We start from the raw sequence: 25822 nt of genomic DNA, 5'->3' as shown, positions 1-25822 counted from the left end.
AAACCACCTTTAACAAATAATTAATATTATTTTTGTTGAAAGCAATAAAGAAATAGAAAATATAAGTAAAATGAAAAACACTAAAATCATCCAGGATTTAGAGAAATTAGGGATTAAAGGAAACTATGAAGTAGTGTATAATCCTTCTTATGAAGAATTATATCAGGCTGAAGTTTCTCCTGAAAATCAGGGGTTTGAGAAAGCTGAGCTTACAGAATCAGGCGCAGTATCAGTAAAAACAGGAATTTTCACAGGTCGTTCACCTAAAGACAGATATATTGTTCAGGATGATGTTACAAGAGATACAATTTTCTGGGATGGTAAAGTAAACTTACCTACAACAGCAGAAATTTTCGAGTCTTGTAAAGAACTAGTGCTGAACCAGCTTGCCGGATCTAAAAAGATTTATGTAGTAGATACATTCTGCGGAACGAATGCGGATACGAGACTTAAAGTAAGATTTATCGTTGAAGTAGCATGGCAGGCACATTTTGTTACTAATATGTTCATTCGTCCTTCTCACTATGAGCTTGAAAACTTTGGCGAGCCGGATTTCACAGTTATCAACGGATCAAAAACTACCAACCCGAACTGGGAAGCTCAGGGATTAAACTCTGAGAACTTCATCATGTTCAACCTTACTGAAAAACTACAGATCATCGGAGGTACATGGTATGGAGGTGAGATGAAGAAAGGGATGTTCGCCATGATGAACTACTATCTTCCATTAAAAGGTATGGCCTCAATGCACTGTTCTGCAAACGTAGGAGAAAAAGGGGATGTAGCTTTATTCTTTGGTCTTTCAGGAACTGGTAAAACAACTTTATCAGCAGATCCTAAAAGATACCTTATCGGTGACGATGAGCACGGATGGGATAATAACGGAGTATTCAACTATGAAGGCGGATGCTACGCTAAAGTTATCGACTTATCTGCAGAAAAAGAACCGGATATCTTTGCTGCCATCAAGAGAGATGCACTTCTTGAAAACGTTGTTGTTAACAATGGAGTAGCGGATTATACAGACGGATCTATCACTGAGAACACAAGAGTTTCTTATCCAATCTATCATATCAACAAAATTGTATTGCCTTCCAAAGCAGGTCATGCCAAAAAGATAGTTTATCTTTCAGCAGATGCATTCGGAGTACTTCCTCCGGTTTCTATCCTGAATGAAGATCAGGCTCAATACCACTTCCTTTGCGGTTATACATCAAAATTAGCAGGAACTGAAAGGGGAATTACTGAACCTCAGCCATCTTTCTCTCCAGCATTTGGTGAAGCATTCCTTACATTGCACCCAACAATGTATTCTAAAACATTAATCGGTAAAATGAAGGAGCACGGAGCTAAAGCTTATCTGGTAAACACAGGTTGGAATGGTACCGGAAAGAGAATTTCTCTAAAAGATACCAGAGCAATCATTGATGCCATCATTGACGGTTCTATTGATAATGCTCCTAAAACTCAGGTTCCGATCATGAACCTTGAAATTCCTACTGAATTGCCAAACGTTTCTACAGGTATTCTAGATCCTAGAGATACTTATGAGAACGCTTCAGAATGGGAAGAAAAAGCAAAAGATCTTGCTTCAAGATATATCAAGAACTTTGAGCAGTACTGTGATACTGAAGAAGGTAAAAAATTAGTAGCTTCAGGACCTCAATTGCAGGAACAGACTATCTAATAGTTACCAATCAACATATAAAAAGCCTCATCACTGATGAGGCTTTCTTATTAGTATTTTTTACAACTTTCAATCAATTCATTCTGTTCATCCAGTTTCAGGACTGTTGATTTGATTGATTCTTCAGTCAGATATTTTATAATCATAAAATGCTTTGAAGAAAAGTAAGACTTTCCGTCCAATATTTTATTTAAATACTTTGGAGTAGTGAAGGTCATCCAATATTTTGTTTTGTCAGAAAATTCAATGGTAACTTCTATAGCAGATTCAGTATCCTCTACTATTTCATCATCAATATGAATGGAAATAATTTCCGGTTCTTTCTCCAAGCAGAAATAAAACTTAGAATACCATCTGAGCTTACCTTCATCATTCCAGATTCTTATATTTTCAGCATTTATTTCTTCAACGATATAAGATTTTCTTTTTGTTAATTGCCCGGAATATATGCCAATACTTTTACAGTAAATCTTATCCTTTATCTTCATAAATTATTTTTCATAATCATCTGTGAAAATCTGTGAAATCCGTGGTTAAATAAAAAAGTATAAGTTATTTTAAACTTAATAAGGCCAACCGATACCCATCCATTCCAAAGCCTGATAAGACTGCATCCGTATTAGCTGCTGTTACAGATTTCTGTCTGAATTCCTCTCTTTTATAGATATTGCTGATATGAACTTCTACTTTAGGTTTTCTGATATTTTTTAAACAGTCTGCAATCGCATATGAATAGTGAGTATAAGCCCCGGGATTGATCACTACTGCATCGAAGTCATCTTCCTGAAGCCTGTTGATAAGTTCTCCCTCAATATTAGACTGATAATATTTTAATTCATGAGTCTGAAACTCGGATCTTAAATTTTCCAAATAACTTTCCATAGAAACATTTCCATAGATTTCCGGTTCTCTTGTGCCTAACAGATTGAGGTTAGGGCCGTTGATGATCAAAACTTTCATACCATAAAATTAAAAACTTTTTTTAATTAATGGCCAAAAATTTCAATGTGATGTAGATTTGTTTCAATTGAGTTTTTAATAATGATATTTGTCATATTTAAATAAATGATAAAGCTTTCAACTCCTTATTGTTATGGCTTTTATTAAAATTTTATGTTAATTATTAAAAATTTATCATGAAAAAATAATAAGTCTACTTGTTTTGTAGACTAAAAGTTTTTAGCTTTGCAACCATATTTCGATCGGCTTATAAAGAAAGATGGAGGGAACTGACCCTGTGAAGTCTTAACAACCTACCCTTGGGGCAAGGTGTTACGTTCAGCCTTTTAAGGAAAAATAAGCATTTGGTTTATCGTATTTATCGATGCCCTTTGCTGACTTTTCTGCAAAGGGTTAAATTTTAATATATGATAAATAAAATTGATTATGATTAGTAAAAATTTATTTAATTATAAAGCCTGGATACCTCCGGTTGCGGCTTTTTTTCTGGGAGTCACCAGTGTAAGTGCACAGAATTCCAGACTGAAAAAAGATAGTCTTCATGAAAAGGAGCTTGATGAAGTCGTAGTGGTAGCTTACGGAAAAGCAAAAAGAAACAGCTATACCGGTTCTGTAGCCACCATTTCCAGTGATAAAATCAATAACAGACCTGTAACCAATATTACCAAAGCATTGGAAGGGCAGGTTGCAGGGATTCAGACCACCAGTGCCTCAGGGCAGCCGGGTGCGGTTTCTACTATCAGAATCAGAGGAATCGGTTCCATCAGTGCTTCCAGTGATCCTTTATACGTAGTAGACGGAATTCCTTTTGACGGAAATATTAACTCTATCAGCCCAAGTGATATTGAATCCATCAGTGTTTTGAAAGACGCTACAGCAAGTGCCTTGTATGGTTCAAGAGGGGCAAACGGAATTATCATCATCACTACAAAATCAGGAAAAAAAGGAGAAGCCAGAGTAAATTTTAATATCAGCCAGGGATTCTCAGGAAGAGCTGTCAAAGATTATGAACAGGTAAACACGGATCAATATTTTCAATTATATTGGGAAGCATTAAGAAACGGATATCAGTCCGGTAAAGTTTCTTCTCAGCAGGCTGCTCAGATGGCAACAGATAATCTTGTTTCTACTCTTGGAATTAACCCATATGGAACTGCTTATCCAAAACCGGTGGGAACAGATGGAAAATTATTGTCAGGGGCATCACCACTCTGGAATGATGACTGGAGAGATATTCTACAGAGAGTGGCATCAAGAAACCAGATGGATCTTGATATCAGCGGAGGAAGTGAGAAAAGTAATTACTTCTTTTCCCTTGGTTATCTGGATGATAAAGGGATGGCCATTGAATCTGGTTTTAAAAGATATAATACCAGGCTTAAAATTAATTCCGAAGTTAAAAGATGGCTGAATGTTGGAGTCAACTTAAGCTATACGAACAGTATTCAGCAGGCGCCTACTTCTTCGGATTCAAAATCGAGTAATATCATCAATGCGGCAAGGTTTATTCCTTCATTCTATCCTTATTATGAAAGAAATGCAGACGGCACTTACGTTTTAGATGCCGACGGAAATCCAATTTATGATTTTGGAAAGTACAGGCCCACAAATGCACTTCAAAATCAGAATGCTGCTGCAACGTTGCCTTTAGATAAAAACGAAAATAAAGAAGATAACTTTTCAGGCAAAGGATTCATGGAATTCACTTTCTTACCGGAACTGAAATTCAAAACAAGCTTCTCTGTTGATCTGGTGAATTATAACGGACATTATTATTCAAATCCATTACTTGGGCAAGGTGCGGAAATTGGAGGTTCAGTGACGAAGACCAATACCAGAACACTTTCCTATACAACCAGCAATATTCTGACGTATGATAAAAAGTTTGGAAAGCATCATGTTAATGCATTAACAGGACATGAATTCTACAAATACGATTATCAGACGATTTCCGGAACAAGAAGTCAGTTCTCACTGCCTTATTACTATGAGCCGGATGCTGCTTCTTTATTGGGAAGTTTCAGTGGGAACAGTAATAAATTAAGCTTATTGAGTTTCCTTGGAAAAGTAGAATATGATTACAACAATACTTACTTTTTATCTGCATCAGGAAGAGCAGACAGTTCTTCAAGATTTGCGAAAGATAACAGATGGGGGAGATTCTGGTCAGTGGGAGGTTCATGGAAAATATCCAATGAAGAATTTGTAAAAAGCCTTAATGTTTTTAATCAATTAACACTGCGTGCCAGTTACGGAGGTCAGGGGAATGATAAATTACTTAGACCCAACGGACAGCCGCTTTATTATGCGTATCAGGAGTTATACAGGTTTATCAGCCTTGGTGGAGAACCGGGAACAACATTGGAGAAAACGTCTACCAATAATGTAAAATGGGAAACCAACCTTAACTTAAATGTGGGATTGGAATTCGCTATTTTGAATAACAGAGTTAAAGGAAATATTGAATACTTCAAAAGAAAAAGCCAGGATCTTCTGTTTAACATGCCGGTGGCACCATCATTGGGAATCAGTGATTACCCTGCTAATATCGGAACCATTCAGAATACAGGATTTGAATTTTCATTATTTACAACACCGGTTAAGAATGATAATTTCCAGTGGAATGTAGATGTGAACTTAAGTACTTTAAACAATAAAGTCACAAAATTACCTGGCGGTTCTCTTGTAGTAGGAACCAAGTTGTTAACGGTAGGAGGTTCTGTGTACGATTTCTTTATTCCGGAATGGGTAGGTGTAGATCCAAGCAATGGAAAGCCATTGTGGAAAACAGTTTCTACCGATGCCAGTGGAAATTCAGTGGAAGGAACGACTTCAGAATACTCAAAAGCGACAAAACTATTGCAAGGTTCTGCATTGCCTAAACTGACAGGAGGAATCAGTACAAGCATTACCTATAAGAATTTTGATTTTTCAGGATTACTGACCTTCAAAATCGGAGGGAAGATTCTGGATACCGATTATACTTCCATCATGCATAACGGAAGTGCCGGAGGACGCGCATGGAGTTCGGAAATCCTGAACAGGTGGACACCGGATAATCCATATACAGATGTTCCTGCATTGAGCACAACAACGAATAACTGGACATCAACGTCTTCAAGATTCCTGTATTCAGGTACTTATGCAAGACTTAAAAATGTAAGCTTGGGATATACACTCCCTGAAGATTATTTTGAGAAAATAGGATTGAAAAAATTCAGAATATATATTCAGGCAGAAAACCTTCTGACCTTCTATAAACATAAAGGAATGGATCCTGAGCAGGCTTTGGACGGAACCACGTATTACAGATATCCTGCCATGAGAACGATCACTTTTGGTCTTCAGGCAACGCTTTAACCTTTTAAAATTGAAACAATGAAACAATTAAAATATATATCATTTGCTCTTATCGGATTTTTGTCGTTGGCAAGCTGCGAAAGCGAGCTGGATACAGCTCCGACTGATCAGGCCAGCAGTGTAGAAGTTTTCAAAACAGCCGAAAGTGCTGAGACGGTAGTGAACGGTACCTGGGCAAAGTTTAATAATGACGGAACAACCTATGCCAATATCGGGTATTCCACTGTGTTGAGAGCCAGTGATGCTATGGGAAGTGATGTGGCAGTATTGACCAATAAGTATGGTTTCGCTTCTACCTATGCCTTTACAGAAATGGTTAACAGTACAGCAAGCCGCCCGCTGTTTATCTGGACTATGTTGTATTCCACTATCAATAATATGAATAATGTGATTACAAGAATTGATGGCACAGAAGGCAGCCAGGAGAAAAAGGATCAGGTGAAAGGCCAGGCAAAAGCCTTACGTGCTTTCTGTTACCTGAATCTGGCAAGCTTTTATCAGTTCAGCTATCTTAAAGACAAATCAGCATTGACAGCCCCGATTTATACAGAACCTTCCACAACAAGCACAGTAGGGAAGAAGAGAGCAAGCCTTGAAGAAATCTATACATTGATTAAAAGTGATCTTACCGACGCCGATAACCTATTGAAAAATTATACAAGAAATAATAAGGATAAGATCAACCGTTCTGTGGTGAACGGACTTTTAGCAAGAACTTACCTGAATACAGGAGAATGGAGCAAAGCTTCAGCATCAGCAAAAATCGCAAGGGAAGGATTTTCTCTTATGGCTCCGGAAAAATATAAGGATGGATTCAATGATATCAACAATGCAGAATGGATCTGGGGACATGCACAGACCCAGGAACAGTCTGATGAAAGTTATGCCTTCCATTATCTGGATGTATCTTCCTCAGGAAGTTATTATTACAGCTTTATGGCGGATCCTTATTTTAAAGATCTTTTTGATACCAATGACATCAGATACCAGTTATTTTCATGGGACGGACAGAAAGGTAGAGAAGGATTGCTGAGGTATGCCAAATTTAAGTTTAAGCCAACCCTTATTGCAGATATTGTGTACATGAGAGCTGCTGAAATGTACCTGATCGAAGCTGAGGCGGAAGCCAGAAACGGAAATGTTCCTCAAGCGGTAGCAGTCTTGAACCAGTTGAAATCTGCCAGAAATGCTAATATTTATTCTGGATCATTGTCACAGAATGCAGTAGTAGATGCCGTTCTGATTGAAAGAAGAAAAGAATTATTCGGCGAAGGATTCTCCCTTTCAGATATCATCAGAACGCAGGGTACAGTAGTAAGAAAACCGTTTGTAGATGCTGACGGCAAACCGATAAAAGTTCAGATCACTACACCGGACGGAACCGTGAAAACAGTAGACGGTAAAGGACATTCCGTTCTTGATTTCCCAGATAAAACTGCTTTCACCCCAAACAGTACTTATTATTTATTCAGTATTCCACAAAGGGAATTTGAGAATAACCCGAATTTATGAGATATAGTCCATAATTAGATTGATTTTTTGAGCCACTGCTTTTTGCGGTGGTTTTTGTCTTTAAGAATTTTTGTATAAGTCATTGAAAAGTATCCACTCTCCAATTAAAGATCTTGTTATTTTACGGGCAAAGTTTTTCTTTTCTCAAAAATGGAAACTAAACCTTCATTAAAAATAATCTTATTACCATCTATTTTACCGTTAGTTACTCTCCTGGTATACCATTTTGTTTTACCTTGAGAAGCAGGAATGAATTCTTCGATAAAAATCTCATTATTTTTTATTCTATATTTTCCTCCGTAATAAACAGAATTTTTTCCTCTATGCTCATCAAATTTTCCAAAATACATAAGTGATTCATTCTTGAAAAAACCATCATTATGAAAAATAATTATCCTTGGATTCTTCATTTCTCCTTCATTGTAATATCTCCCCTCAAAGACCTGAACATAATATGTGGTAGTATCAATTTTTTTTAAATCTTCTTCAGAAGGTTTTTCTTTAAATGAATATTGTACTTTATCATTTAATAAGGGTTCATCATATTTATCTTTTTCTATTTTGTATAGTTTTTGTCCACAGCTGTTTAAAAATACCATCATGCAGAGTATTGAAAAAATATATTTAATCATAATCAAAAATTTTTTATTTGTATGCTATAGTGGAAAGGTCAGGTTGTTTCACTTCATTTTTATTGAAGCGAACAAAAGGTGATCAAGAGAATATTTCATATATGCTTTTTGATGTTGAGTTATTTTTTATTTTCAATGATATGAATTTTATTTTTATCATAAAGGACTGGTATAGTATTTGTGAATAAGTTTTTCCGTAAAGAATATTGGGTAAATGCTCAATAAATAATTCATTTTACAAAAAATCTCTACCTTTGTACCATGAACCTCTTAAGATGGATACTGGCAATTTATTTCATGGCGCTATCATTGATGCCATGTGCTGATGTGTCTCATCCACAGAATTCCGGGAACAAAATAGTTTCCCTGAGTGTTAAGGAAAATCATTCAAAAGAAAAAGGAGACATCTGTTCTCCGCTGTGTGCCTGCAGCTGTTGCCAGATAACAGTTTCAGCATTTAAAATGGATCCTTTATTGGAAATTCCCGAGCAGATTCCTGCTTATTTTTCAAAGAAGATTTTATTCCACAAAAACGACTTTGCTTACCAGGTTTACGATCCTATCTGGCAGCCTCCTAAAATTTAATTTTTATTGATTTTTTAGAAAGTTATGCTTTCTAATACTTATTCGTGCTTAAAACTTTGCAATACCATTGCAGAGGTTTTCAGGATATTTTTGCTGCAGTATTTTATACTGTGTGCATTCACTTTTCAATAAAAATTAAATACAAATCGTGTTAGATAAAATCATAAAATTCAGTATCAAAAACAAGGTGATCATTGGATTGATGACCCTGGTGCTGATCATCTGGGGAACATGGAGTGCCACCAGATTACCGATAGATGCTGTACCGGATATCACCAATAACCAGGTACAGATCATTACCGTATGTCCTACGCTGGCGGGACAAGAAGTAGAACAGTTGGTTACCTTTCCCATTGAACAGAGTATTGCCAATGTTCCCGATATTCAGGAGACAAGAAGCATTTCAAGATTTGGACTTTCTGTGATTACAGTAGTGTTCAAAGAAAATGTAGATGTTTACTTTGCGAGACAGCTTATCAATGAACAGCTGAAAAACGCAGTCGAAGAAATTCCAAAAGGAGTAGGAACTCCCGAGCTGGCTCCTGTAAGTACAGGACTTGGAGAAGTATACCAGTATATTCTTCACCCTAAAAAAGGAAGCGAAAAGAAATACAATGCTAAAGAGCTCCGTACCATGCAGGACTGGATCGTTCGCAGACAGCTGAACGGAACACCGGGAGTGGCGGAGATCAACAGTTTCGGAGGGGAATTAAAACAATATGAAGTGGCTATTGATCCCAATCGGTTAAAAGCAATGGGAACAAGTATCACTGAAATATTTACAGCGCTTGAAAAAAACAATCAGAATACAGGAGGAGCTTATATTGATAAAAAACCCAACGCCTATTTCATCCGTGGAATTGGTCTGGTTACCTCTTTGGAAGACATTAAAAACATTGCGGTTAAAAATGAAACAGGAAGCGTTCCGATTTTTATAAAAGATGTTGCTGATGCTCGTTTAGGAAGTGCCGTTCGCTACGGAGCCTTGACTTATGATGGAAAGGTAGATGCTGTGGGTGGAGTAGTCATGATGCTGAAAGGGGCGAATAGTAATGAAGTGGTCAGCAACATCAAAGCAAAAATTCCGACCATTCAGAAATCTCTTCCTGATGATGTTATTATAGAACCATTTCTGGACAGAACAGACCTTGTAGACAGAGCCATCAATACCGTACAGAAAAACCTCATCGAAGGAGCACTGATCGTTATTTTCGTTCTTGTCATTTTTCTTGGAAACCTGAGAGCCGGGCTTATCGTGGCTTCGGCCATTCCGCTTTCTTTGTTATTTGCTTTAGGAATGATGAATGTTTTCGGGGTAAGCGCCAATCTGATGAGCCTTGGAGCCATAGACTTCGGGTTGATTGTAGATGGTGCCGTGATTATTGTAGAAGCAACCCTGCATCATTTAGGCGTAAGGAAATCTACCCGTGCTTTGACACAGTCTGAAATGGATGAAGAAGTATTCCTTTCTGCCTCAAAGATCAGAAGCAGTGCGGCCTTCGGAGAAATCATCATTCTTATCGTATACATTCCGATTCTTACCCTGGCAGGTGTAGAAGGAAAAATGTTTACCCCAATGGCCAAAACAGTAGGATTTGCCATTCTGGGAGCATTGATTCTATCCCTGACCTATATCCCCATGATGAGTGCTTTGTTTTTATCTAAGAAAATATCCCATAAAGAAACCTTCTCTGATAAAATGATGAACCGCCTTCAAAAGATCTATCAGCCATTATTACAAAAAGCAATCAAAGTAAAGTATATCATTGTTTCTGCAACAGCTGTAGTGTTCCTTATCTCTGCTTTTATCTTTAAAAATATGGGTGGGGAATTTATCCCGCAGCTGCAGGAGGGAGACTTTGCATTCCACTGTATTTTACCGCAGGGAAGTTCTTTGAGCCAGAGTATAGAAACCTCCATGCAGGCATCAAGGATTATCAAACAGTTTGATGAAGTGAAAATGGTAGTCGGAAAAACCGGTTCTGCTGAGGTTCCTACAGACCCGATGCCACCTGAAGCAACTGATATGATCGTGGTATTAAAGCCACAAAGCGAATGGAAAACCAAAAAATCTTATAATGAACTGGCCGATGAGATCAGTGAAAAACTGGAAACGATTCCCGGAGTATTCTTTGAGAAAAATCAACCTATCCAGATGCGTTTCAATGAGCTGATGACCGGGATCAGACAGGATGTTGCCGTAAAGATCTTCGGGGAAAACCTTGATTCTCTTGCCATATATGCAGATAAAGTTGGGAAAGTCATTCAGACTGTTGATGGGGCTACAGCTCCTCAGATTGAAAGAGTGAGCGGTCTTCCGCAGATCAATGTACAGTATGACAGAACAAGAATTGCCAATTACGGTTTGAATATCGAAGATGTCAATAATGCAGTAAGCACGGCCTTTGCCGGAAAAGCTGCCGGTCAGGTCTTTGAAAATGAGAGACGCTTTGACCTGGTAGTTCGTCTCGACAGTCTTCACAGAACCGATATTTCAGATGTGAATAATCTGATGATAACATCCGCCAGCGGTGCGCAGATTCCATTGTCACAGGTGGCTAATATAAGTTATAAACTGGGGCCTGCGCAGATCAGCCGTGAACAGGGAAAACGGAGAATTGTGATTGGGTTCAATGTAAAAGACCGTGATGTGGAAAGTGTGGTGAAAGATATTCAGGCAAAACTGGAGAAAGTGAAACTGCCTTCCGGATACTACTTTACTTACGGAGGTCAGTTTGAAAACCTGCAGGAAGCAAGCCAACGTCTGATGATCGCTGTTCCTGTATCATTGCTTCTGATTTTTATGCTTCTGTATTTTACTTTCCGTTCATTCAAGCAGGCTGCATTGATTTTCACAGCCATTCCTATGAGTGCTATTGGGGGTGTCTTTGCGCTTTTAGTAAGAGACATGCCTTTCAGTATCAGTGCCGGAATTGGATTTATTGCTCTTTTTGGAGTAGCAGTATTGAACGGAATTGTTTTGATAGGAACATTCAATCAATTAGAAAAAGAAGGCGAAACGGATATTCTGAAAAGAGTCTTTGAAGGAACGAAAACCAGATTGAGACCGGTACTGATGACGGCTACCGTAGCTTCACTAGGATTTTTGCCAATGGCTATTTCCACCGGAGCCGGAGCTGAAGTACAGAAACCTTTGGCGACAGTAGTAATTGGGGGTCTGGTAACGGCAACATTCCTTACATTATTCGTTTTACCGATGCTGTACATTATTTTTAACACAAAGATTTTGAAAAGAAAGAATAATAATACGGGAATGATTACTGCCGTTTTGGCAGTAGGATTCATAATGGTGGGACAGACTTTTAACGCACAGTCCAGACCTGTTTCTGTGGAACAGGCGGTAGAGCAGGCTGTGAATAATAACTTAACCCTGCAGTCAAAAGACTTAAGTATTAAATCTGCTGAAGCATTAAGACCAACAGCAAAAGAACTTCCGAAATTGAGCTTTGAAGCACAGCTTGGACAATACAACAGCCCAAAGTTTGACCAATCGTTTGCGATCTCACAGAGTATTCCTTTTCCAACACTTTTTAAAGCAAGAAAAGATTTAATCAATGAGAATATTAAAAGCAAGCAGATTGATAAGGAGATTACAGCCAATGAGTTGATAAAACAGGTGCGTACCTACTATTACCAGATTGAATACCTTCAGTATAACAAGGCCCAGCTGACCAGTCTGGATCAGTATTATGAGGAATTTATCAGAATTGCAACCGTAAGATTCAAAGCAGGGGATATCAAGAAAATTGAGATCAGTACTGCCGAAACCCAGAAGGGGGAAATTGATCTGCTGCTCAGACAAAATGAAGTCTTTCTGAACAATGCCTATAAGAATTTAAAAACCCTTATGAACACTTCAGAAGATATTGAAGTTCCGTTTAATAAGGACTATATTCCTTTGAAAGCAGACAATATACTCGATAGTGCGGTAGTTGCCAACAATCCTACGGTAAAAGCTTTTTATCAGGAAATGGAAATCGCCGAAAAAAATAAAAAAGTTGAAAAATCACTTGGGCTGCCAGATTTCAGTTTGGGATACATCAATCAGTCTTTGATAGGTCTGCATACCATTAACGGACAGGAGAATTTTTATAATTCAGGAAAACGCTTTCAGTCGGCAACAGTAGGAGTAGCAATACCGTTAACATTTGGAGCGACGAAAGCAAGAATTCAGGCGCTGGAATATGAAAAACAGGTCGCTGAAACCAATGCTAAAATGCAGCAGAAACAGCTTTCTGCTCAGTTGGAAAATGCCTTCAGCCAGTATCAGCAGGATTTACAGCAGTATGATTACTATACAAGCCAGGCATTGCCTAATGCTGAGAAAATCGTGAAAGCAGCACAATTAGGATATAAAACAGGGGAAATTTCCTATGTAGAATATCTTTTTGCCCTGCAGACTGCCACAAATATTCAATTAAAATACCTGGAATCTATCCAGCAGGTGAACCAATCTGTCGTTACTATTAATTCAATCATCAATAAATAACATGAAACTAAAACACAATATCATATATCTTACAGTCACGGCTTTTTCCATCATAAGCTGCGGAAAACAGGAAAAGGCAACGGAAAAGGCAGATGCTAAAACCGAACAATCGGAAAAAAGCCATGGCGAGGAGCCTCAAACCATAGCTTCTCTGACAGAAGATCAGATGAAATCTGTAGGAGTTGCTTTGGGAACTATAGAAATGAAAGAGCTTACATCCACGATAAAAGCTAACGGTTTACTGAGTGTTCCCAATAGTAATAAAGCAACCATCACTTCTCTGTATGGAGGAATCATCAAAACCATCAATATTCAGGTAGGAAGTATCGTGAAAAAAGGTCAGGTTATTGCCACCATTGCCAATCCGGAATATATCCAGCTTCAGGAAGATTATCTGACGACCAATAGCCGAATTACCTATGCAGAACAGGAATACAGAAGACAGAGAGAGCTTTTTGATAATGATGCTGGGGCGAAGAAAAATCTTCAGAGTGCCGATGCGGAACTTAAAACCTTAAGAACAAAAAGAGCATCTCTTTTGAAACAGCTTCAGATGATGGGAATAAGCCCTGGAAAAGTCAGCAATGGAAACATGAAATCCGGTTTGGTGATTACAGCACCCATCAGCGGAACAATCAGCAGTATTACAGCACAGATCGGAAGTTATGTAGATATCTCTTCTCCCGTTGCTACAGTGATTGATAACGGTTCTATCCATCTCGACCTTCAGGTTTTTGAAAAAGATCTTCCTAAAATGAGAGTAGGGCAGATTGTTCATTTTAAACTGACGAACAATCCGGAAACTGAATACGATGCAAGAATTTACAGCATAGGATCTTCTTTTGAAAACGAAAGTAAAACCATCTCTATGCATTGTGAAGTGATCGGAAACAAATCTGGTCTGATTGACGGAATGAATATCACCGGAATTGTAAGTCTTGATAAAAGCACAACCCCGGCATTATCTACAGAAGCCATTGTAGAAGCAGACGGGAAATATTACGTGTTTATTCAGACTGATAAAAAGGTGGAAGAAGAACATGAAGAAAAAGGGAAACCTCATCCGAAAACCTTAAACTTTGAGAAAATAGAAGTGGTGAAAGGAACGTCGGATATGGGCTATACAGCGATAACTCCGGTTGGAAATATTCCTGACAATGCAAAAATAGTAGTGAAAGGAGCCTTTTTCGTGAATGCAAAACTGGTGAATTCCGGAGAACACGAACATTAATGAAAGCAGCCGGAACCAGTAAAATGTCGATTTTAATCCTTAAATTAGAGCTGTTTACGGAATTTTTATTGAATAGAAACGGCAGAAAAAAAGTAAAGAGTATCTCACCGAATTTTTAATAAATGACCTGATTATGTTACTAAACAAAAAAATATCAGTCTGGTATTTCATCCGTGAAATAAAAACCCAAATTCTGTTCATCGGAATATTTGCTATTGCCATTGGTCTTCTGGACGAATTGCCATGGTTTCGCAAAATATCACTGCCCTTAAATATCCCTGCATTGCTGGGAACTGCGGTGTCATTGTTGCTGGCATTCCGGACTTCCCAATCTTATGAAAGATGGTGGGAGGCCAGAACAGTATGGGGTGCTATCGTAAATGATTCCCGGACTTTTGTGAGACTGATCATTCAGTTTATGCCTGCCGGAGATGATAAAGCAATAAAAGGTTTTGCCGAAAGACAGATCATCTGGACCTATGCCCTTGGAGAATCTCTGAGAAAGCTTCCGTTTTCTGAAAAAGTTCAGCAGTATCTGGATAAACATCAGATCAACGCTGTCAATATTCCCAATGCTATTCTGGATGAACATTCAAGACAGCTGAAAGAAATGGCAGCATCCAAAGGATTGACGGATTTCCAGCAAATGCAGCTGAATGATATCATCACAAGACTCTGCGACAGTATGGGAAAATGCGAAAGACTGAAGAATACCGTTTTTCCACGGTCTTACAGTGTTTTGGTTCATATTCTGATCTATGTTTTTGCAGCCATTCTTCCGTTTGGGCTTGATGATTCACAGCTGTTGGTAGAAATTGCAATCACTTTCCTGGTTCCGGTGACATTCATTGCTATTGAAAAAACATCCATCATTATGCAGGATCCGTTTGAAAATGGTCCTGTTGATACTCCAATGACCTCTCTGGCACAGACTATAGAAATCAATATCAGACAGATGATTGGTGAGCAGAATGTTCCCCCAAAAAAAGAAAATACATCTTATTATGAAATGTAATTAAACCATACACAATATGGAAAGTACACCAACACAAACCGTTTCTGCAGGAAGCAGACATAAAAAGAACCTCCTGATTGTTCTCTGCCTTAGCGGAACCTATCTTATCGCTGAGGTAATAGGAGGAATCATTACCAATAGTCTTGCACTATTAGCGGATGCAGCCCATATGCTGACCGACGTGGTAGGATTATTGCTGGCATTTATTGCCATTAAAATAGGAGAAAGAAAAGCAGATCCATCCAGAACATACGGTTATTATAGAACAGAAATACTGGCAGCAGTAGTGAATGCTGTGGTTTTACTAGGAATTTCAATCTATGTTTTGTTTGAAGCCTATCAGCGTTTTCAGAACCCGCCGGAAGTTCAAAGTAAATCCATGCTGATTGTATCCGGAATCGGATTGATCGTTAATATTATCGGAATGATGATTTTAAGAAAAGATTCAGAAGGCAGTCTCAATATGAAAGGTGCGTACTTTGAAGTTCTTTCAGATATGCTTACTTCAGTAGGAGTAATGATAGCCGGAGTAATTATGCTGACCACAGGCTGGTACTACGCCGACCCGTTGATATCAGCAGCAATCGGACTGCTGATCTTCCCAAGAACATGGAGACTGTTGAAAGAAGCCATTAATGTTTTGCTGGAAGGAACCCCTAAAGATGTGGATATTCATGCACTTCGCCAATCATTGGAGAGCACTCCGGGAGTGAAAGGTATCCATGATCTGCATGTCTGGTCGCTAACATCCAGTGTCAATGCGATGAGCGTACACGTTGTAAAAGAAAACGGGTATTCCCGGAATCAATTATTAAAAACATTGACAGATACAACGATGGCTAATTTTAAAATCAGTCATACCACTTTTCAGATCGAAGAAGAAGACTATGAAGAAACTGAAGCCCATCTGTAACCATTAAATGCGTACAATGAAAAAAGATATAGAACACAAACTCATTGATAAAAATACTAAACCCACCAGTATGAGGATTTTGGTATATGATTTTTTAAGCTCTCAGGAAGCGGCTTTATCCCTTTCTGAAATAGAAAATCATTTTGAAAATGCTGACAGAATCACCATCTACAGAACCTTGAAAACCTTTGAAGAAAAAGGAATTGTTCACAGCATTCAGGAAAATACAACCACAAAATACAAACTGTGCGAAGATGATTGTGATGAAAAAACACATAAAGACTGGCATCTGCATTTCTATTGTAAAATATGCAAGCAGACTACCTGCAAAGAAGATATTTCTTTCCCTGAAAATATCCAGACCAATTTCAGGATTGACGAAATAAGACTCTTTGCCAAAGGAATCTGCGAAAACTGTCTTGAAAGTTTGCAATAGCATTGCATCAGTCTCATCTTTACATTTGTATAAAAATATTCAGTTATGGAAAAATGCTGTAGTACAACCCCGGAAAAAACAGATACAAAAGGACACCAACATCATCACGCAGAAGGAGACGGACATGACCATGACGGACATGATCACTCTCATGACTCCGGAGATCAGACGGTCTTTCAGATGTTTCTGCCGGCCATTATATCCTTTATCATCTTATTATTGGGAATTGCCTTTGATAACTATATAAAACCTGCATGGTTTACAGGCTGGGTACGGTTGGTATGGTTCCTGGCTGCATATATTCCTGTAGGATTTCCGGTATTGAAAGATGCGTATAAAAGCATCATCAAAGGAGATGTGTTCTCAGAATTCTTTCTGATGGGCATTGCAACCATTGGTGCTTTTGCCATAGGAGAATATCCTGAAGGAGTAGCGGTAATGCTGTTTTATGCGGTAGGAGAAGTATTCCAGTCTATGGCGGTTACCAGAGCCAAAGGAAATATAAAAGCATTATTGGATCAGCGTCCTGACGAGGTAACGGTTATGGAAAATAATCAGCCCAAGACTATGAAGGCCAAAGAAGCTAAAATTGGAGACGTCATACAGCTGAAACCCGGTGAAAAACTGGCGCTGGATGGGGAATTGCTTTCAGATTCGGCTTCATTCAACACAGCAGCTTTAACGGGAGAAAGTAAACCCGATACCAAAAATAAAGGAGAAATAGTCCTTGCCGGAATGATCAATATGAACAGTATTGCTCTGGTAAAAGTAAATACAGCTTATGAAGACAGTAAACTGAGCAAAATCCTGGAATTAGTTCAGAATGCCACAGCCCAAAAAGCACCGACAGAATTGTTCATCAGAAAATTTGCGAAAGTATACACGCCCATCGTGGTATTTCTTGCCATTGGAATCTGTTTACTGCCCTATTTCTTCGTGAGCGATTATCAGTTCAGAGACTGGCTGTACAGAGCATTGATATTCCTTGTTATTTCCTGTCCTTGCGCCCTTGTTATTTCCATTCCATTAGGATATTTCGGAGGAATTGGTGCTGCTAGCCGAAACGGAATCTTATTCAAAGGAAGTAATTTCCTGGACAGTATTGCAGAGATTCAGAATGTAGTAATGGACAAAACCGGGACCATGACAGAAGGCGTATTCAAAGTTCAGGAAGTAAGCATAAGCCCTGAATTTAACAAAGAAGAAATCCTTCAACTGGTTAATGTTCTCGAAAGTAAAAGTACCCATCCGGTGGCAACTGCAATACACAATTATGTTGGAGAAATCAATCACAGCATTCCTTTGGAAAATGTAGAAGAGATAGCTGGTCACGGATTGAAAGCGACTATTAACGGAAAAGAACTTCTGGTTGGGAACTTTAAGCTGATGGATAAGTTCAACATCCCTTATGATCTTAACCACTCCAATATTGTATATACGGTAATTGCGGTGGCTTATGATAAAAAGTTTGCAGGCTATATCACTATTGCAGACAGCATCAAAGAAGATGCTATGGAAACCGTAGACAAGCTGCATAAAATGAATGTGAAGGCAACAATGCTGAGCGGTGATAAAAGTACCGTTGTGAAATATGTAGCAGATCAACTGGGTATCGACAATGCATTCGGGGATCTGTTGCCTGAAGACAAAGTAAACAAGGTTAAAGAAATCAAAGCCAGAAACCAGACGGTAGCTTTCGTAGGAGACGGAGTGAATGATGCGCCTGTAGTGGCTTTAAGCGATGTTGGAATTGCAATGGGAGGCTTGGGAAGTGATGCCACCATTGAAACTGCAGATGTAGTAATTCAGGATGATAAACCAAGTAAGATCCCAATGGCCATCAATATCGGAAAACAAACTAAAAAGATCGTTTGGCAGAATATTGTCCTTGCCTTTGCTGTAAAAGCTGTTGTTCTCATCCTGGGAGCCGGTGGATTGGCAACCATGTGGGAAGCTGTGTTTGCCGATGTAGGAGTAGCATTGCTGGCTATTTTAAATGCGGTGAGAATCCAAAGAATGAAATTTTAACAAGCAAATAATAAACACAACTCAATTATATTCAATAAAAGCTCTGCTGAATCTCAGTAGGGCTTTTGTTTTTAAATTTTATCGGAGATAAAATCCTTGCGCCTTAAAAAACAGTAAACATTAAAAACTTGCGTCTTTGCGTTTCCAACATCACACCATACCAAAACTTAATTTAGAAAAGATAATATTTTTTGTTGGATGAGCGCAAAGGCGCAAAGAAGATTAAAATTGTGGTGTTTTTAAGGACGCAAGAAAATCAAAGATTTTCAGCAAGATGATGTCTTAATGATTAGTCTCATTCAGAATCATTATCAGCTTTATTAAATTTTATCGGAGATAAAATCCTTGCGCCTTAAAAAACAGTAAACATTAAAAACTTGCGCCTTTGCGTTTCCAACATCACACCATACCAAAACTTAATTTAGAAAAGATAATAGATTTTTTTTGTTGGATGAGCGCAAAGGCGCAAAGAAGATTAAAATTGTGGTGTTTTTAAGGACGCAAGAAAATCAAAGATTTTCAGCAAGATGATGTCTTAATAATTAGTCTCATTCAGAATCATTATCAGCTTTATTAAATTTTATCGCAGATAAAATCCTTGCGCCTTAAAAAACAGTAAACATTAAAAACTTGCGCCTTTGCGTTTCCAACATCACACCATACCAAAACTTAATTTAGAAAAGATAATAGATTTTTTTTGTTGGATGAGCGCAAAGGCGCAAAGAAGATTAAAATTGTGGTGTTTTTAAGGACGCAAGAAAATCAAAGATTTTCAGCAAGATGATGTTTTAATGATTAGTCTCATTCAGAATCATTATTAGTCTTATTAAATTATCGCAGATAAAATCCTTGCGTCTTAAAACAGTAAGCATTTTAAAAAGAACTTGAGACTTTGCGATTTCCAACAAAACAAAGAATATAAAAAAGCTCTGCCAAAAACATCAGCAAAGCTTTTATCAACAAGATTAAATTGTATATAAAGAACTAAATTTTTATTTAGGTCTAAAGTCTTACTCAAAGTTCGGGATAAAATTATTCCGGTGACAGGCACAGTTTTGTGATTTTTATAGGTAACAGTAGATAAGCATAATGACATTCATCATAAATCTGTTATAAAACAGTTTTGAAGTAGTATATTTGTAACAGAGAACAAAATCGGTGAGGTTATTCATTTCCATATTCATCATTTTTACCGTTGCATTACGTCCTGTTTTGCCATTGGTAAATTATGCCGTGAATTATGATTATATTGTGAAAAACCTTTGTGAGAAGAGAAATGTACCACAGTCAACCTGTAAAGGAAAATGCTACGTGGAAAAAGAGCTGGCTAAAACAGAAAAACAGTCCAACAGCTCCCAAACCATAAAGATTGCTGGATTAGATGTTTTTATTTCTCACGATATCCTTTCCTTCTCCGCTCATTTGAATTCGGAATCACTTTCTGAAATTCCCGATTCAAGTTATTTTAATTCTCATTCTTCAGAATATTTTTCAAGGATTTTCCATCCTCCGTTGGTTTAATTTTTATTATAAACTATATTTTTAGTTTGTAAGATGGAACTTTATAAAGCTTTCATTAGTAAACCATTAAAGATGCATTCGATAATTCAAATGAACCATTGTAAGCAATAAGAAATACATCAGTTCTTCTTGAGAATTGTTGTGCTTTTTTCAGACTTGTATATGGTATCATAACTTTATTTAACATTATTAATTTCAATTTAACATTAAAATGAAATCTCCTATAATTTTGACTGCCTTGCTATCAGTATCATTACTGTCGTGTGCCAAGGAAACTCCTCAGGTAAAGCATGCAAGCCACATGGACTCCTCGGGGAAGAAAATAGAAAATGTACAGGTAGTGAACGAAGAAGATCCTGTCTGCCACATGAAAACTGCCGGATCTATAAAAGATACTGCTGTGTATAAAAATAAAACGTACGGTTTTTGCAGTGTCTCCTGCAAAGGTGAATTCAAAAAAAGTCCTGAAAGATATGCCCAAAAATAAAAAGACCGCAAATAAAAGTAAAGTGATCATACCCATTGCGGTATTTGCATTGCTTTTCCTGGGAATAGGTGTGGGAATGGGGTATTTTAAAAAGAACCTTTATACTGTGATGAAAGTTCCGGACTTTGAACTTACAGATCAGAACAGTAAAAAAGTTACCAATAAAGATATGCTGGGAAAAGTATATCTCGTAGAATTTTTCTTCAGCAAATGTCCTACCATATGCCCGGTGATGAATACCAATATGAAAGCGATTCAGAACCAGATTAATGATCCCAACTTTGGCATTATCTCCATCAGTATTGATCCGGAAAACGATACACCAGCAGCATTGAAAGAACATGCCCAAAGAATTGGTGCAAAATCTCCGAACTGGCACTTCCTGACCGGAGACCGTACCTATATTGGAAAACTTGCGGATCAGTTTAATATCTACGTAGGTGATAAAGAAGATGAAGGAGAAAGCCTGAACCACAGCGGAATGATTGCGCTGGTAGATCAGGAGGGGAATATCCGTTGCAGATACAACAAGGAAAATATGCCTATTCTCTATTATTCAGGACTGAATTATGGAGATCCGGAAGGTAAAACACCTATGCTGACAGGAAAATATCACCCAGATAGAGAAATTCTTATTGAGGATATTAAAAAATTATTGAAATAGGGAAGGGGGGAAGCCGGATGTCTGAAACTGGAAGTTATTCCAGACTATGAAGCTCTAGCAGTTTTTTGAGATGGCTGTAAAAGGAAATAGAAGTTGAAAAAGTTAGGCTATAACATCAATTACTTCCAGCATCGATCACCGACCTCCCACTTAAAAAGAAAACATTGTTCAACCATAAACAAAAAAATTATGAAGATTTTGAAAATAGCTGCTATAACTGCAGTTTTCGCAGCCCAATTTACAATGGCTCAGTTTTCGCAGACGCCTCTTCCTTATGCTTATAATGCTTTGGAAGGAAATATTGATGCCCAAACGATGGAAATTCATTATTCAAAACACGGTGCAGCATATGCTGCTAACTTGAATAAAGCCATTGCTGGAACTCCACAGGAAAAAGAAACTTTGTTTCAGATTCTTTCCAATGTTTCAAAATTGCCTGCTGCAGTAAGAAATAATGCAGGAGGACATTACAACCACGAATTGTTCTGGACGGTTCTTACTCCTCAGAAAAATACCCAGCCTTCAGCAAAATTAGCAAAAGCTATCACTGAAACTTTCGGAAGTATGGATGCTTTTAAGGAAAAAATGTCTAAGGCAGGTGCAGACCGTTTTGGTTCAGGATGGGCCTGGCTTTCTGTAGGGAAAGATGGAAAACTGTTTGTTTCCTCTACTCCTAATCAGGACAATCCTTTGATGGATGTTGTAGAAGAAAAAGGAACTCCGATCTTCGGCATTGATGTATGGGAGCATGCTTATTATTTAAAATATCAGAATAAAAGAGCAGATTATCTTACCGCTATCTGGAATGTTACGAACTGGAAAGAAATCAGCAGAAGATATGATGAAGCGGTAAGCAAGAAATAATCTGATGAAAATATTGTACAGCATACTTTTTACCTTCTATATGGTGCTAAGACCTTTAGTGCCCGTGGTAGAGTATGCTGTAAATTATGATTATATCGTTAAAGTTCTCTGTATCAATAAAACCAGGCCGGAGGTTCACTGTAACGGAAAATGTTACCTGAGTAAAGAGCTCGCCAAAGCCAATGATTCAGAATCTTCACCTTTTCAAAAAATAAAAAACTCAGGACAGAAAATTCTTGATACCTATATTCTTCCTGAAACTACAACGATCAACACTACTGAAAGACGTCAGTTTTTCAGTTTCAATTTCACTTACGAAACAGCCTATTCTTTTCTGTTTCTTACCCATATTTTCAAACCACCGGTTTTTTAAGTTAAACTATCACTATTCAACCAAAAAAGTCACAAAAGCTTACTCAATTAAAAATCAAAGATTTTTAAAAAGTTTAAGTGCTCTTCTGAACATAATACGTATCACTTAATAAACTTAAGTGTAAGAACTTTTGTGCCTTTTGTGGTAAAAAAACGATGCTGTTACAGCCATTCAAATTAATTCAACTTAAAAAATCAACAATGAAAATTTCTCAATTTTTATCACTATTCTTTATTGCCTTTACTGTATTCTCTTTTACAGCCTGCGGAAGCAGCAGGGATGATGACAACCCACAGGATACTACGCCTGGAAAACTTCAGATCAAATTTGAAAACGGATTTAACAATGTGGGAGATATCGTTCTAAATCAGACGGTTCAGACTTCTGCTAACGGACAGAAACATAACTTTTCTGCTTTGAAATACGTCATCAGTAATATCGCATTGATAGATGAAAACGGAAACGAATTTAAATACAACGAAAATAATCCTGACAAAGGTGCTTTTATCGTAGATCAGGCAGATGCTGTAGCCGGAATTGTTTATCTTAATCTGGATGGCGTTCCGAAAAACAATTATAAAAAAATAAGATTCGGATTGGGTGTCAGCCAGAAAGCATATCTACTGGGACAGGACGGACAGGCTGAATTCTGGACAAAAGCCAAGCAGAAGGGAATGTCCTGGTCATGGGCTGCCGGTTATGTATTTGTAAAACTGGAAGGAAAATATGGTACAGATTCTCCTTCTAAAGAATTCATGAATCACACAGGAAATATGGGAAATACTGCAGCCAACAATACACCGGATCTTTATCGCGAAATTACATTGAATCTTCCAACAACGGCCAGAGTAACAGGACAAATCCGTCCTTCTGTTCATATTCTTGCAGACCTGAACCAATTTCTGAGCGGAGATAAGGCACTGACTCTTACCACATCCAATGATATGCTGATGGGGTCCAACCAGCACCTGGTAGACGTTACCAACAATCTTACAAAAATGTTTAAAGTAGACCATGTTCACAATGATTAATTTTTTTGTTAAAACGATACTGGTTCTGCTTGTATTTGTATTGAGTTGCATTTCATGTTCTGATGAGGTGATTCAGCCATTGGAAAAAGATGAAGCCTACAATCTGGAGTTTCCTTCTTATTTTCCGGAAATGACTTTTGATACATCCATTAATCCGGTGACCAAAAATGGAGTGGAGCTGGGACGAAAATTATTCTATGAAGGCAGGCTTTCAAGAAATAATACCATTTCATGCGGTTTTTGCCATATTCAGGAAAATGCTTTTACTCATCATGGTCATACGGTGAGCCATGGGGTAGACGACAGAATCGGAATCAGGAATGCACCGCCCATCCAGAATATGGCTTTTTTGAAAAGATATATGTGGGACGGAGTGATTCACAATCTGAATGAGCAGCCCATCAGCCCGATTACTGATGTGAATGAAATGGACAGTTCCATACCGGAAGCCATTTCAAAAATAAAAGATGATCAGAAGTATAAAAAACTGTTCAGAGAAGCTTATGGAGACGAAACCATTACCGGCGAAAGAATTTTAAAAGCATTATCACAGTTTATGGCTTCTTTAATTTCTGCAGATTCAAAATATGACCGGTTCAGACAGGGAAAAGAACAGTTGACTTCAATAGAATCCCAGGGAATGACATTATTCAATCAGAAATGTGCTTCCTGTCATAGCGGAGAGCTGTTTACGGATGAGAGTTTCAGAAATACCGGAATGTATTACAATACAGAATTCAAGGATGCAGGTAGATACAGAGTGAGCCTGAATCAGGTAGATTGGATGAAATTCCGTGTTCCGAGTCTGAGAAATGTAGAATATACCGCACCTTATATGCATGACGGAAGGTTTTATACATTAGATGCGGTACTTAATTTCTATTCGGATCAGGTGGAAGATAATGTTAATCTTGATCCACAGCTTAAACAGAATGGTCACATAGGAATTGCTATGAACAGCCAGGAAAAACAATCCATCATTGCGTTCCTGAAAACATTATCGGATAAAAGTTTTATATCCAATCCAAAATTTGCAGAATAATTTATAAAAAACATGAAGAAGATTATATTGATAGTAAGTTTGATCCTGTTGAATCAGTATCAGGCAAAAACCATCAGAGACAGTGCTTATGTTGCTCCCGAAACGCTTAACAGATTCGATTTTGATGATGATTGTGATGCGTGCGGCTGTGCTGCAGGAAATGGATCTTCCGGCTTTGAGTCATTGTTGAATCCACAGTTTGTCGGAATTAAGTACTTCGCCCAGCATTACAAAGCCAAAGAGAACTTATTTGTAAAAGATCTTACCCAGGATCAGTATTTCAATACGTTGCAGCTGTGGGGGAAAATTCCATTGACTAAAAAGCTGAGTGTGTATGCGAGCCTTCCATTTCATTTTCATGAAAAGAAAACGATGCAGGGAGATATTAAAATCAACGGTATAGGAGATCTGAATCTGATGGGGATTTACCAGCTGATGAGCTCTAAAGATAATTTTCATCATCTGAGTGGAGGTTTGGGAGTGAAAATTCCACTTGGCAAGTTTGATGAAAAAGGAGCATCCGGTGTCAACCCAAGCTTTCAGCTGGGAACCGGAAGCTGGGATTATCAGGCGGCTTTGAATTATAAATTTCAGAAAAATAAAGTAGCCGTACTGGTCAATACAGATTACACCATTAAAACAGAGAACAGGAAAAATTACCGTTTTGGAAACCAATGGAACTATGCAGCAACAGGTTTTTATCAGGTTGCAGGAAATGAAAAATCTATATTCTCTGTAAAAACTGGAGTTCAGGGTGAAGTCTACGCTCAGAACAAACAGTTTGATGAGGCACTGCCGAACACTGCAGGAAGTGCTTTGTACGGAAAACTGGGATTTGAAGCCTCTTACAAAAAGCTGAGCCTGGGAAGTGAAATCATGCTTCCCATGTACACTCATCTGGCGGGAGGAGATATTGAAGCTCAATCAAGATTCAATATTTTTCTGAATATTGGAATTTAAAAAGAAACCCT

21 protein-coding genes and 1 riboswitch are annotated in these 25822 nt (G+C 37.9%); of the genes, 18 read left to right on the top strand and 3 right to left on the bottom strand.

The features are described from left to right. Nucleotides 1–70: 70 nt before the first annotated feature. The gene (pckA, locus tag AB1278_RS21970; RefSeq protein WP_429817024.1) at nucleotides 71–1687 is read left to right on the top strand and encodes a phosphoenolpyruvate carboxykinase (ATP); all 1617 of its coding nucleotides are present in this window, start codon (nucleotides 71–73) and stop codon (nucleotides 1685–1687) included. Between the two features lie 50 nt (nucleotides 1688–1737). On the opposite strand, the gene AB1278_RS21965 is transcribed toward pckA, so the two are convergent. Beyond that, on the bottom strand, nucleotides 1738–2175 hold the full coding sequence (locus tag AB1278_RS21965) for a hypothetical protein (RefSeq protein WP_429817021.1): 438 nt from the start codon (nucleotides 2173–2175) through the stop codon (nucleotides 1738–1740). A 64-nt stretch (nucleotides 2176–2239) separates the two neighbouring features. Then, on the bottom strand, nucleotides 2240–2647 hold the full coding sequence (locus tag AB1278_RS21960) for a type II 3-dehydroquinate dehydratase (RefSeq protein WP_110008486.1): 408 nt from the start codon (nucleotides 2645–2647) through the stop codon (nucleotides 2240–2242). A 244-nt stretch (nucleotides 2648–2891) separates the two neighbouring features. Next, nucleotides 2892–2990, top strand: a riboswitch (SAM riboswitch). An 83-nt stretch (nucleotides 2991–3073) separates the two neighbouring features. Between AB1278_RS21960 and AB1278_RS21955 the strand changes: the two genes are divergently transcribed. Both AB1278_RS21955 and AB1278_RS21950 read left to right on the top strand, forming a co-directional pair. Beyond that, nucleotides 3074–6007, top strand: a complete 2934-nt coding sequence (locus AB1278_RS21955; RefSeq protein WP_429817017.1) for a SusC/RagA family TonB-linked outer membrane protein — start codon at nucleotides 3074–3076, stop codon at nucleotides 6005–6007. A gap of 18 nt (nucleotides 6008–6025) precedes the next feature. Next, a complete protein-coding gene (locus AB1278_RS21950) occupies nucleotides 6026–7519 on the top strand; it encodes a RagB/SusD family nutrient uptake outer membrane protein (RefSeq protein ID WP_202841632.1) in 1494 nt (497 codons plus the stop codon). Nucleotides 7520–7635: 116 nt separating this feature from the next. Here the strand turns inward: AB1278_RS21950 and AB1278_RS21945 are convergent, their stop codons facing one another. Beyond that, the gene (locus AB1278_RS21945) at nucleotides 7636–8151 is read right to left on the bottom strand and encodes a hypothetical protein (RefSeq protein ID WP_202841631.1); all 516 of its coding nucleotides are present in this window, start codon (nucleotides 8149–8151) and stop codon (nucleotides 7636–7638) included. 261 nt (nucleotides 8152–8412) lie between these two features. On the opposite strand from AB1278_RS21945, the gene AB1278_RS21940 reads away from it, so the two are divergent. The 15 genes from AB1278_RS21940 to AB1278_RS21870 all read left to right on the top strand — a co-directional run bounded on the left by AB1278_RS21940 (nucleotide 8413) and on the right by AB1278_RS21870 (nucleotide 25811). Beyond that, nucleotides 8413–8736 (top strand): DUF6660 family protein, encoded by a 324-nt coding sequence (locus AB1278_RS21940; RefSeq protein ID WP_202841630.1) that lies wholly within the window; start codon nucleotides 8413–8415, stop codon nucleotides 8734–8736. A 148-nt stretch (nucleotides 8737–8884) separates the two neighbouring features. Further along, a complete protein-coding gene (locus tag AB1278_RS21935; RefSeq protein WP_429817013.1) occupies nucleotides 8885–13246 on the top strand; it encodes a CusA/CzcA family heavy metal efflux RND transporter in 4362 nt (1453 codons plus the stop codon). A gap of 1 nt (nucleotide 13247) precedes the next feature. After that, entirely contained in the window at nucleotides 13248–14477 is a 1230-nt protein-coding gene (locus AB1278_RS21930) for an efflux RND transporter periplasmic adaptor subunit (protein ID WP_429817010.1), read from the top strand. A 133-nt stretch (nucleotides 14478–14610) separates the two neighbouring features. Beyond that, nucleotides 14611–15492, top strand: a complete 882-nt coding sequence (locus AB1278_RS21925) for a bestrophin family protein (RefSeq protein WP_411414243.1) — start codon at nucleotides 14611–14613, stop codon at nucleotides 15490–15492. Nucleotides 15493–15508: 16 nt separating this feature from the next. Continuing rightward, complete coding sequence (locus AB1278_RS21920; protein ID WP_411414244.1) at nucleotides 15509–16405, top strand: cation diffusion facilitator family transporter; 897 nt, start codon at nucleotides 15509–15511, stop codon at nucleotides 16403–16405. A 16-nt stretch (nucleotides 16406–16421) separates the two neighbouring features. Next, entirely contained in the window at nucleotides 16422–16841 is a 420-nt protein-coding gene (locus tag AB1278_RS21915) for a Fur family transcriptional regulator (protein ID WP_034691375.1), read from the top strand. A gap of 45 nt (nucleotides 16842–16886) precedes the next feature. Beyond that, nucleotides 16887–18869, top strand: coding sequence for a heavy metal translocating P-type ATPase (locus AB1278_RS21910; protein ID WP_429817005.1), 1983 nt, complete (start codon nucleotides 16887–16889; stop codon nucleotides 18867–18869). Between the two features lie 1158 nt (nucleotides 18870–20027). Beyond that, nucleotides 20028–20390, top strand: coding sequence for a hypothetical protein (locus AB1278_RS21905; protein WP_062673489.1), 363 nt, complete (start codon nucleotides 20028–20030; stop codon nucleotides 20388–20390). Between the two features lie 211 nt (nucleotides 20391–20601). After that, nucleotides 20602–20877: a YHS domain-containing protein gene (locus AB1278_RS21900; protein WP_062673491.1), complete on the top strand. Its 276-nt coding sequence runs from the start codon at nucleotides 20602–20604 to the stop codon at nucleotides 20875–20877. Next, the gene (locus tag AB1278_RS21895) at nucleotides 20864–21541 is read left to right on the top strand and encodes an SCO family protein (RefSeq protein WP_202840913.1); all 678 of its coding nucleotides are present in this window, start codon (nucleotides 20864–20866) and stop codon (nucleotides 21539–21541) included. Before AB1278_RS21900 ends, AB1278_RS21895 begins: the two co-directional genes overlap by 14 nt. 189 nt (nucleotides 21542–21730) lie before the next feature. Beyond that, the gene (locus AB1278_RS21890; RefSeq protein ID WP_429817000.1) at nucleotides 21731–22405 is read left to right on the top strand and encodes a superoxide dismutase; all 675 of its coding nucleotides are present in this window, start codon (nucleotides 21731–21733) and stop codon (nucleotides 22403–22405) included. 4 nt (nucleotides 22406–22409) lie between these two features. Continuing rightward, nucleotides 22410–22778: a hypothetical protein gene (locus AB1278_RS21885; RefSeq protein ID WP_311228651.1), complete on the top strand. Its 369-nt coding sequence runs from the start codon at nucleotides 22410–22412 to the stop codon at nucleotides 22776–22778. Between the two features lie 200 nt (nucleotides 22779–22978). Beyond that, on the top strand, nucleotides 22979–23809 hold the full coding sequence (locus AB1278_RS21880) for an MbnP family protein (RefSeq protein WP_411414246.1): 831 nt from the start codon (nucleotides 22979–22981) through the stop codon (nucleotides 23807–23809). Continuing rightward, nucleotides 23802–24851: a cytochrome-c peroxidase gene (locus AB1278_RS21875; protein WP_062673498.1), complete on the top strand. Its 1050-nt coding sequence runs from the start codon at nucleotides 23802–23804 to the stop codon at nucleotides 24849–24851. The genes AB1278_RS21880 and AB1278_RS21875 overlap by 8 nt, the downstream gene beginning before the upstream one ends. A gap of 12 nt (nucleotides 24852–24863) precedes the next feature. Then, nucleotides 24864–25811, top strand: a complete 948-nt coding sequence (locus AB1278_RS21870) for a transporter (RefSeq protein ID WP_429816995.1) — start codon at nucleotides 24864–24866, stop codon at nucleotides 25809–25811. The last annotated feature ends 11 nt before the right edge of the window (nucleotides 25812–25822 follow it).

Origin of the sequence: Chryseobacterium sp. NRRL B-14798 (genome assembly GCF_050470705.1) — a bacterium.
Lineage (GTDB): Bacteria > Bacteroidota > Bacteroidia > Flavobacteriales > Weeksellaceae > Chryseobacterium > Chryseobacterium cupriresistens.
This window is presented reverse-complemented; position numbering and strand designations above follow the sequence as displayed.

What these genes read in the sequence shown, in the direction of transcription:
- pckA (WP_429817024.1), top strand. Translation starts at nt 71, where the DNA reads ATGAAAAACACTAAAATCATCCAGGATTTAGAGAAATTAGGGATTAAA.
- AB1278_RS21965 (WP_429817021.1), bottom strand. Translation starts at nt 2,175, where the DNA reads ATGAAGATAAAGGATAAGATTTACTGTAAAAGTATTGGCATATATTCC.
- AB1278_RS21960 (WP_110008486.1), bottom strand. Translation starts at nt 2,647, where the DNA reads ATGAAAGTTTTGATCATCAACGGCCCTAACCTCAATCTGTTAGGCACA.
- AB1278_RS21955 (WP_429817017.1), top strand. Translation starts at nt 3,074, where the DNA reads ATGATTAGTAAAAATTTATTTAATTATAAAGCCTGGATACCTCCGGTT.
- AB1278_RS21950 (WP_202841632.1), top strand. Translation starts at nt 6,026, where the DNA reads ATGAAACAATTAAAATATATATCATTTGCTCTTATCGGATTTTTGTCG.
- AB1278_RS21945 (WP_202841631.1), bottom strand. Translation starts at nt 8,151, where the DNA reads ATGATTAAATATATTTTTTCAATACTCTGCATGATGGTATTTTTAAAC.
- AB1278_RS21940 (WP_202841630.1), top strand. Translation starts at nt 8,413, where the DNA reads ATGAACCTCTTAAGATGGATACTGGCAATTTATTTCATGGCGCTATCA.
- AB1278_RS21930 (WP_429817010.1), top strand. Translation starts at nt 13,248, where the DNA reads ATGAAACTAAAACACAATATCATATATCTTACAGTCACGGCTTTTTCC.
- AB1278_RS21925 (WP_411414243.1), top strand. Translation starts at nt 14,611, where the DNA reads ATGTTACTAAACAAAAAAATATCAGTCTGGTATTTCATCCGTGAAATA.
- AB1278_RS21920 (WP_411414244.1), top strand. Translation starts at nt 15,509, where the DNA reads ATGGAAAGTACACCAACACAAACCGTTTCTGCAGGAAGCAGACATAAA.
- AB1278_RS21915 (WP_034691375.1), top strand. Translation starts at nt 16,422, where the DNA reads ATGAAAAAAGATATAGAACACAAACTCATTGATAAAAATACTAAACCC.
- AB1278_RS21910 (WP_429817005.1), top strand. Translation starts at nt 16,887, where the DNA reads ATGGAAAAATGCTGTAGTACAACCCCGGAAAAAACAGATACAAAAGGA.
- AB1278_RS21900 (WP_062673491.1), top strand. Translation starts at nt 20,602, where the DNA reads ATGAAATCTCCTATAATTTTGACTGCCTTGCTATCAGTATCATTACTG.
- AB1278_RS21895 (WP_202840913.1), top strand. Translation starts at nt 20,864, where the DNA reads ATGCCCAAAAATAAAAAGACCGCAAATAAAAGTAAAGTGATCATACCC.
- AB1278_RS21890 (WP_429817000.1), top strand. Translation starts at nt 21,731, where the DNA reads ATGAAGATTTTGAAAATAGCTGCTATAACTGCAGTTTTCGCAGCCCAA.
- AB1278_RS21885 (WP_311228651.1), top strand. Translation starts at nt 22,410, where the DNA reads ATGAAAATATTGTACAGCATACTTTTTACCTTCTATATGGTGCTAAGA.
- AB1278_RS21880 (WP_411414246.1), top strand. Translation starts at nt 22,979, where the DNA reads ATGAAAATTTCTCAATTTTTATCACTATTCTTTATTGCCTTTACTGTA.
- AB1278_RS21875 (WP_062673498.1), top strand. Translation starts at nt 23,802, where the DNA reads ATGATTAATTTTTTTGTTAAAACGATACTGGTTCTGCTTGTATTTGTA.
- AB1278_RS21870 (WP_429816995.1), top strand. Translation starts at nt 24,864, where the DNA reads ATGAAGAAGATTATATTGATAGTAAGTTTGATCCTGTTGAATCAGTAT.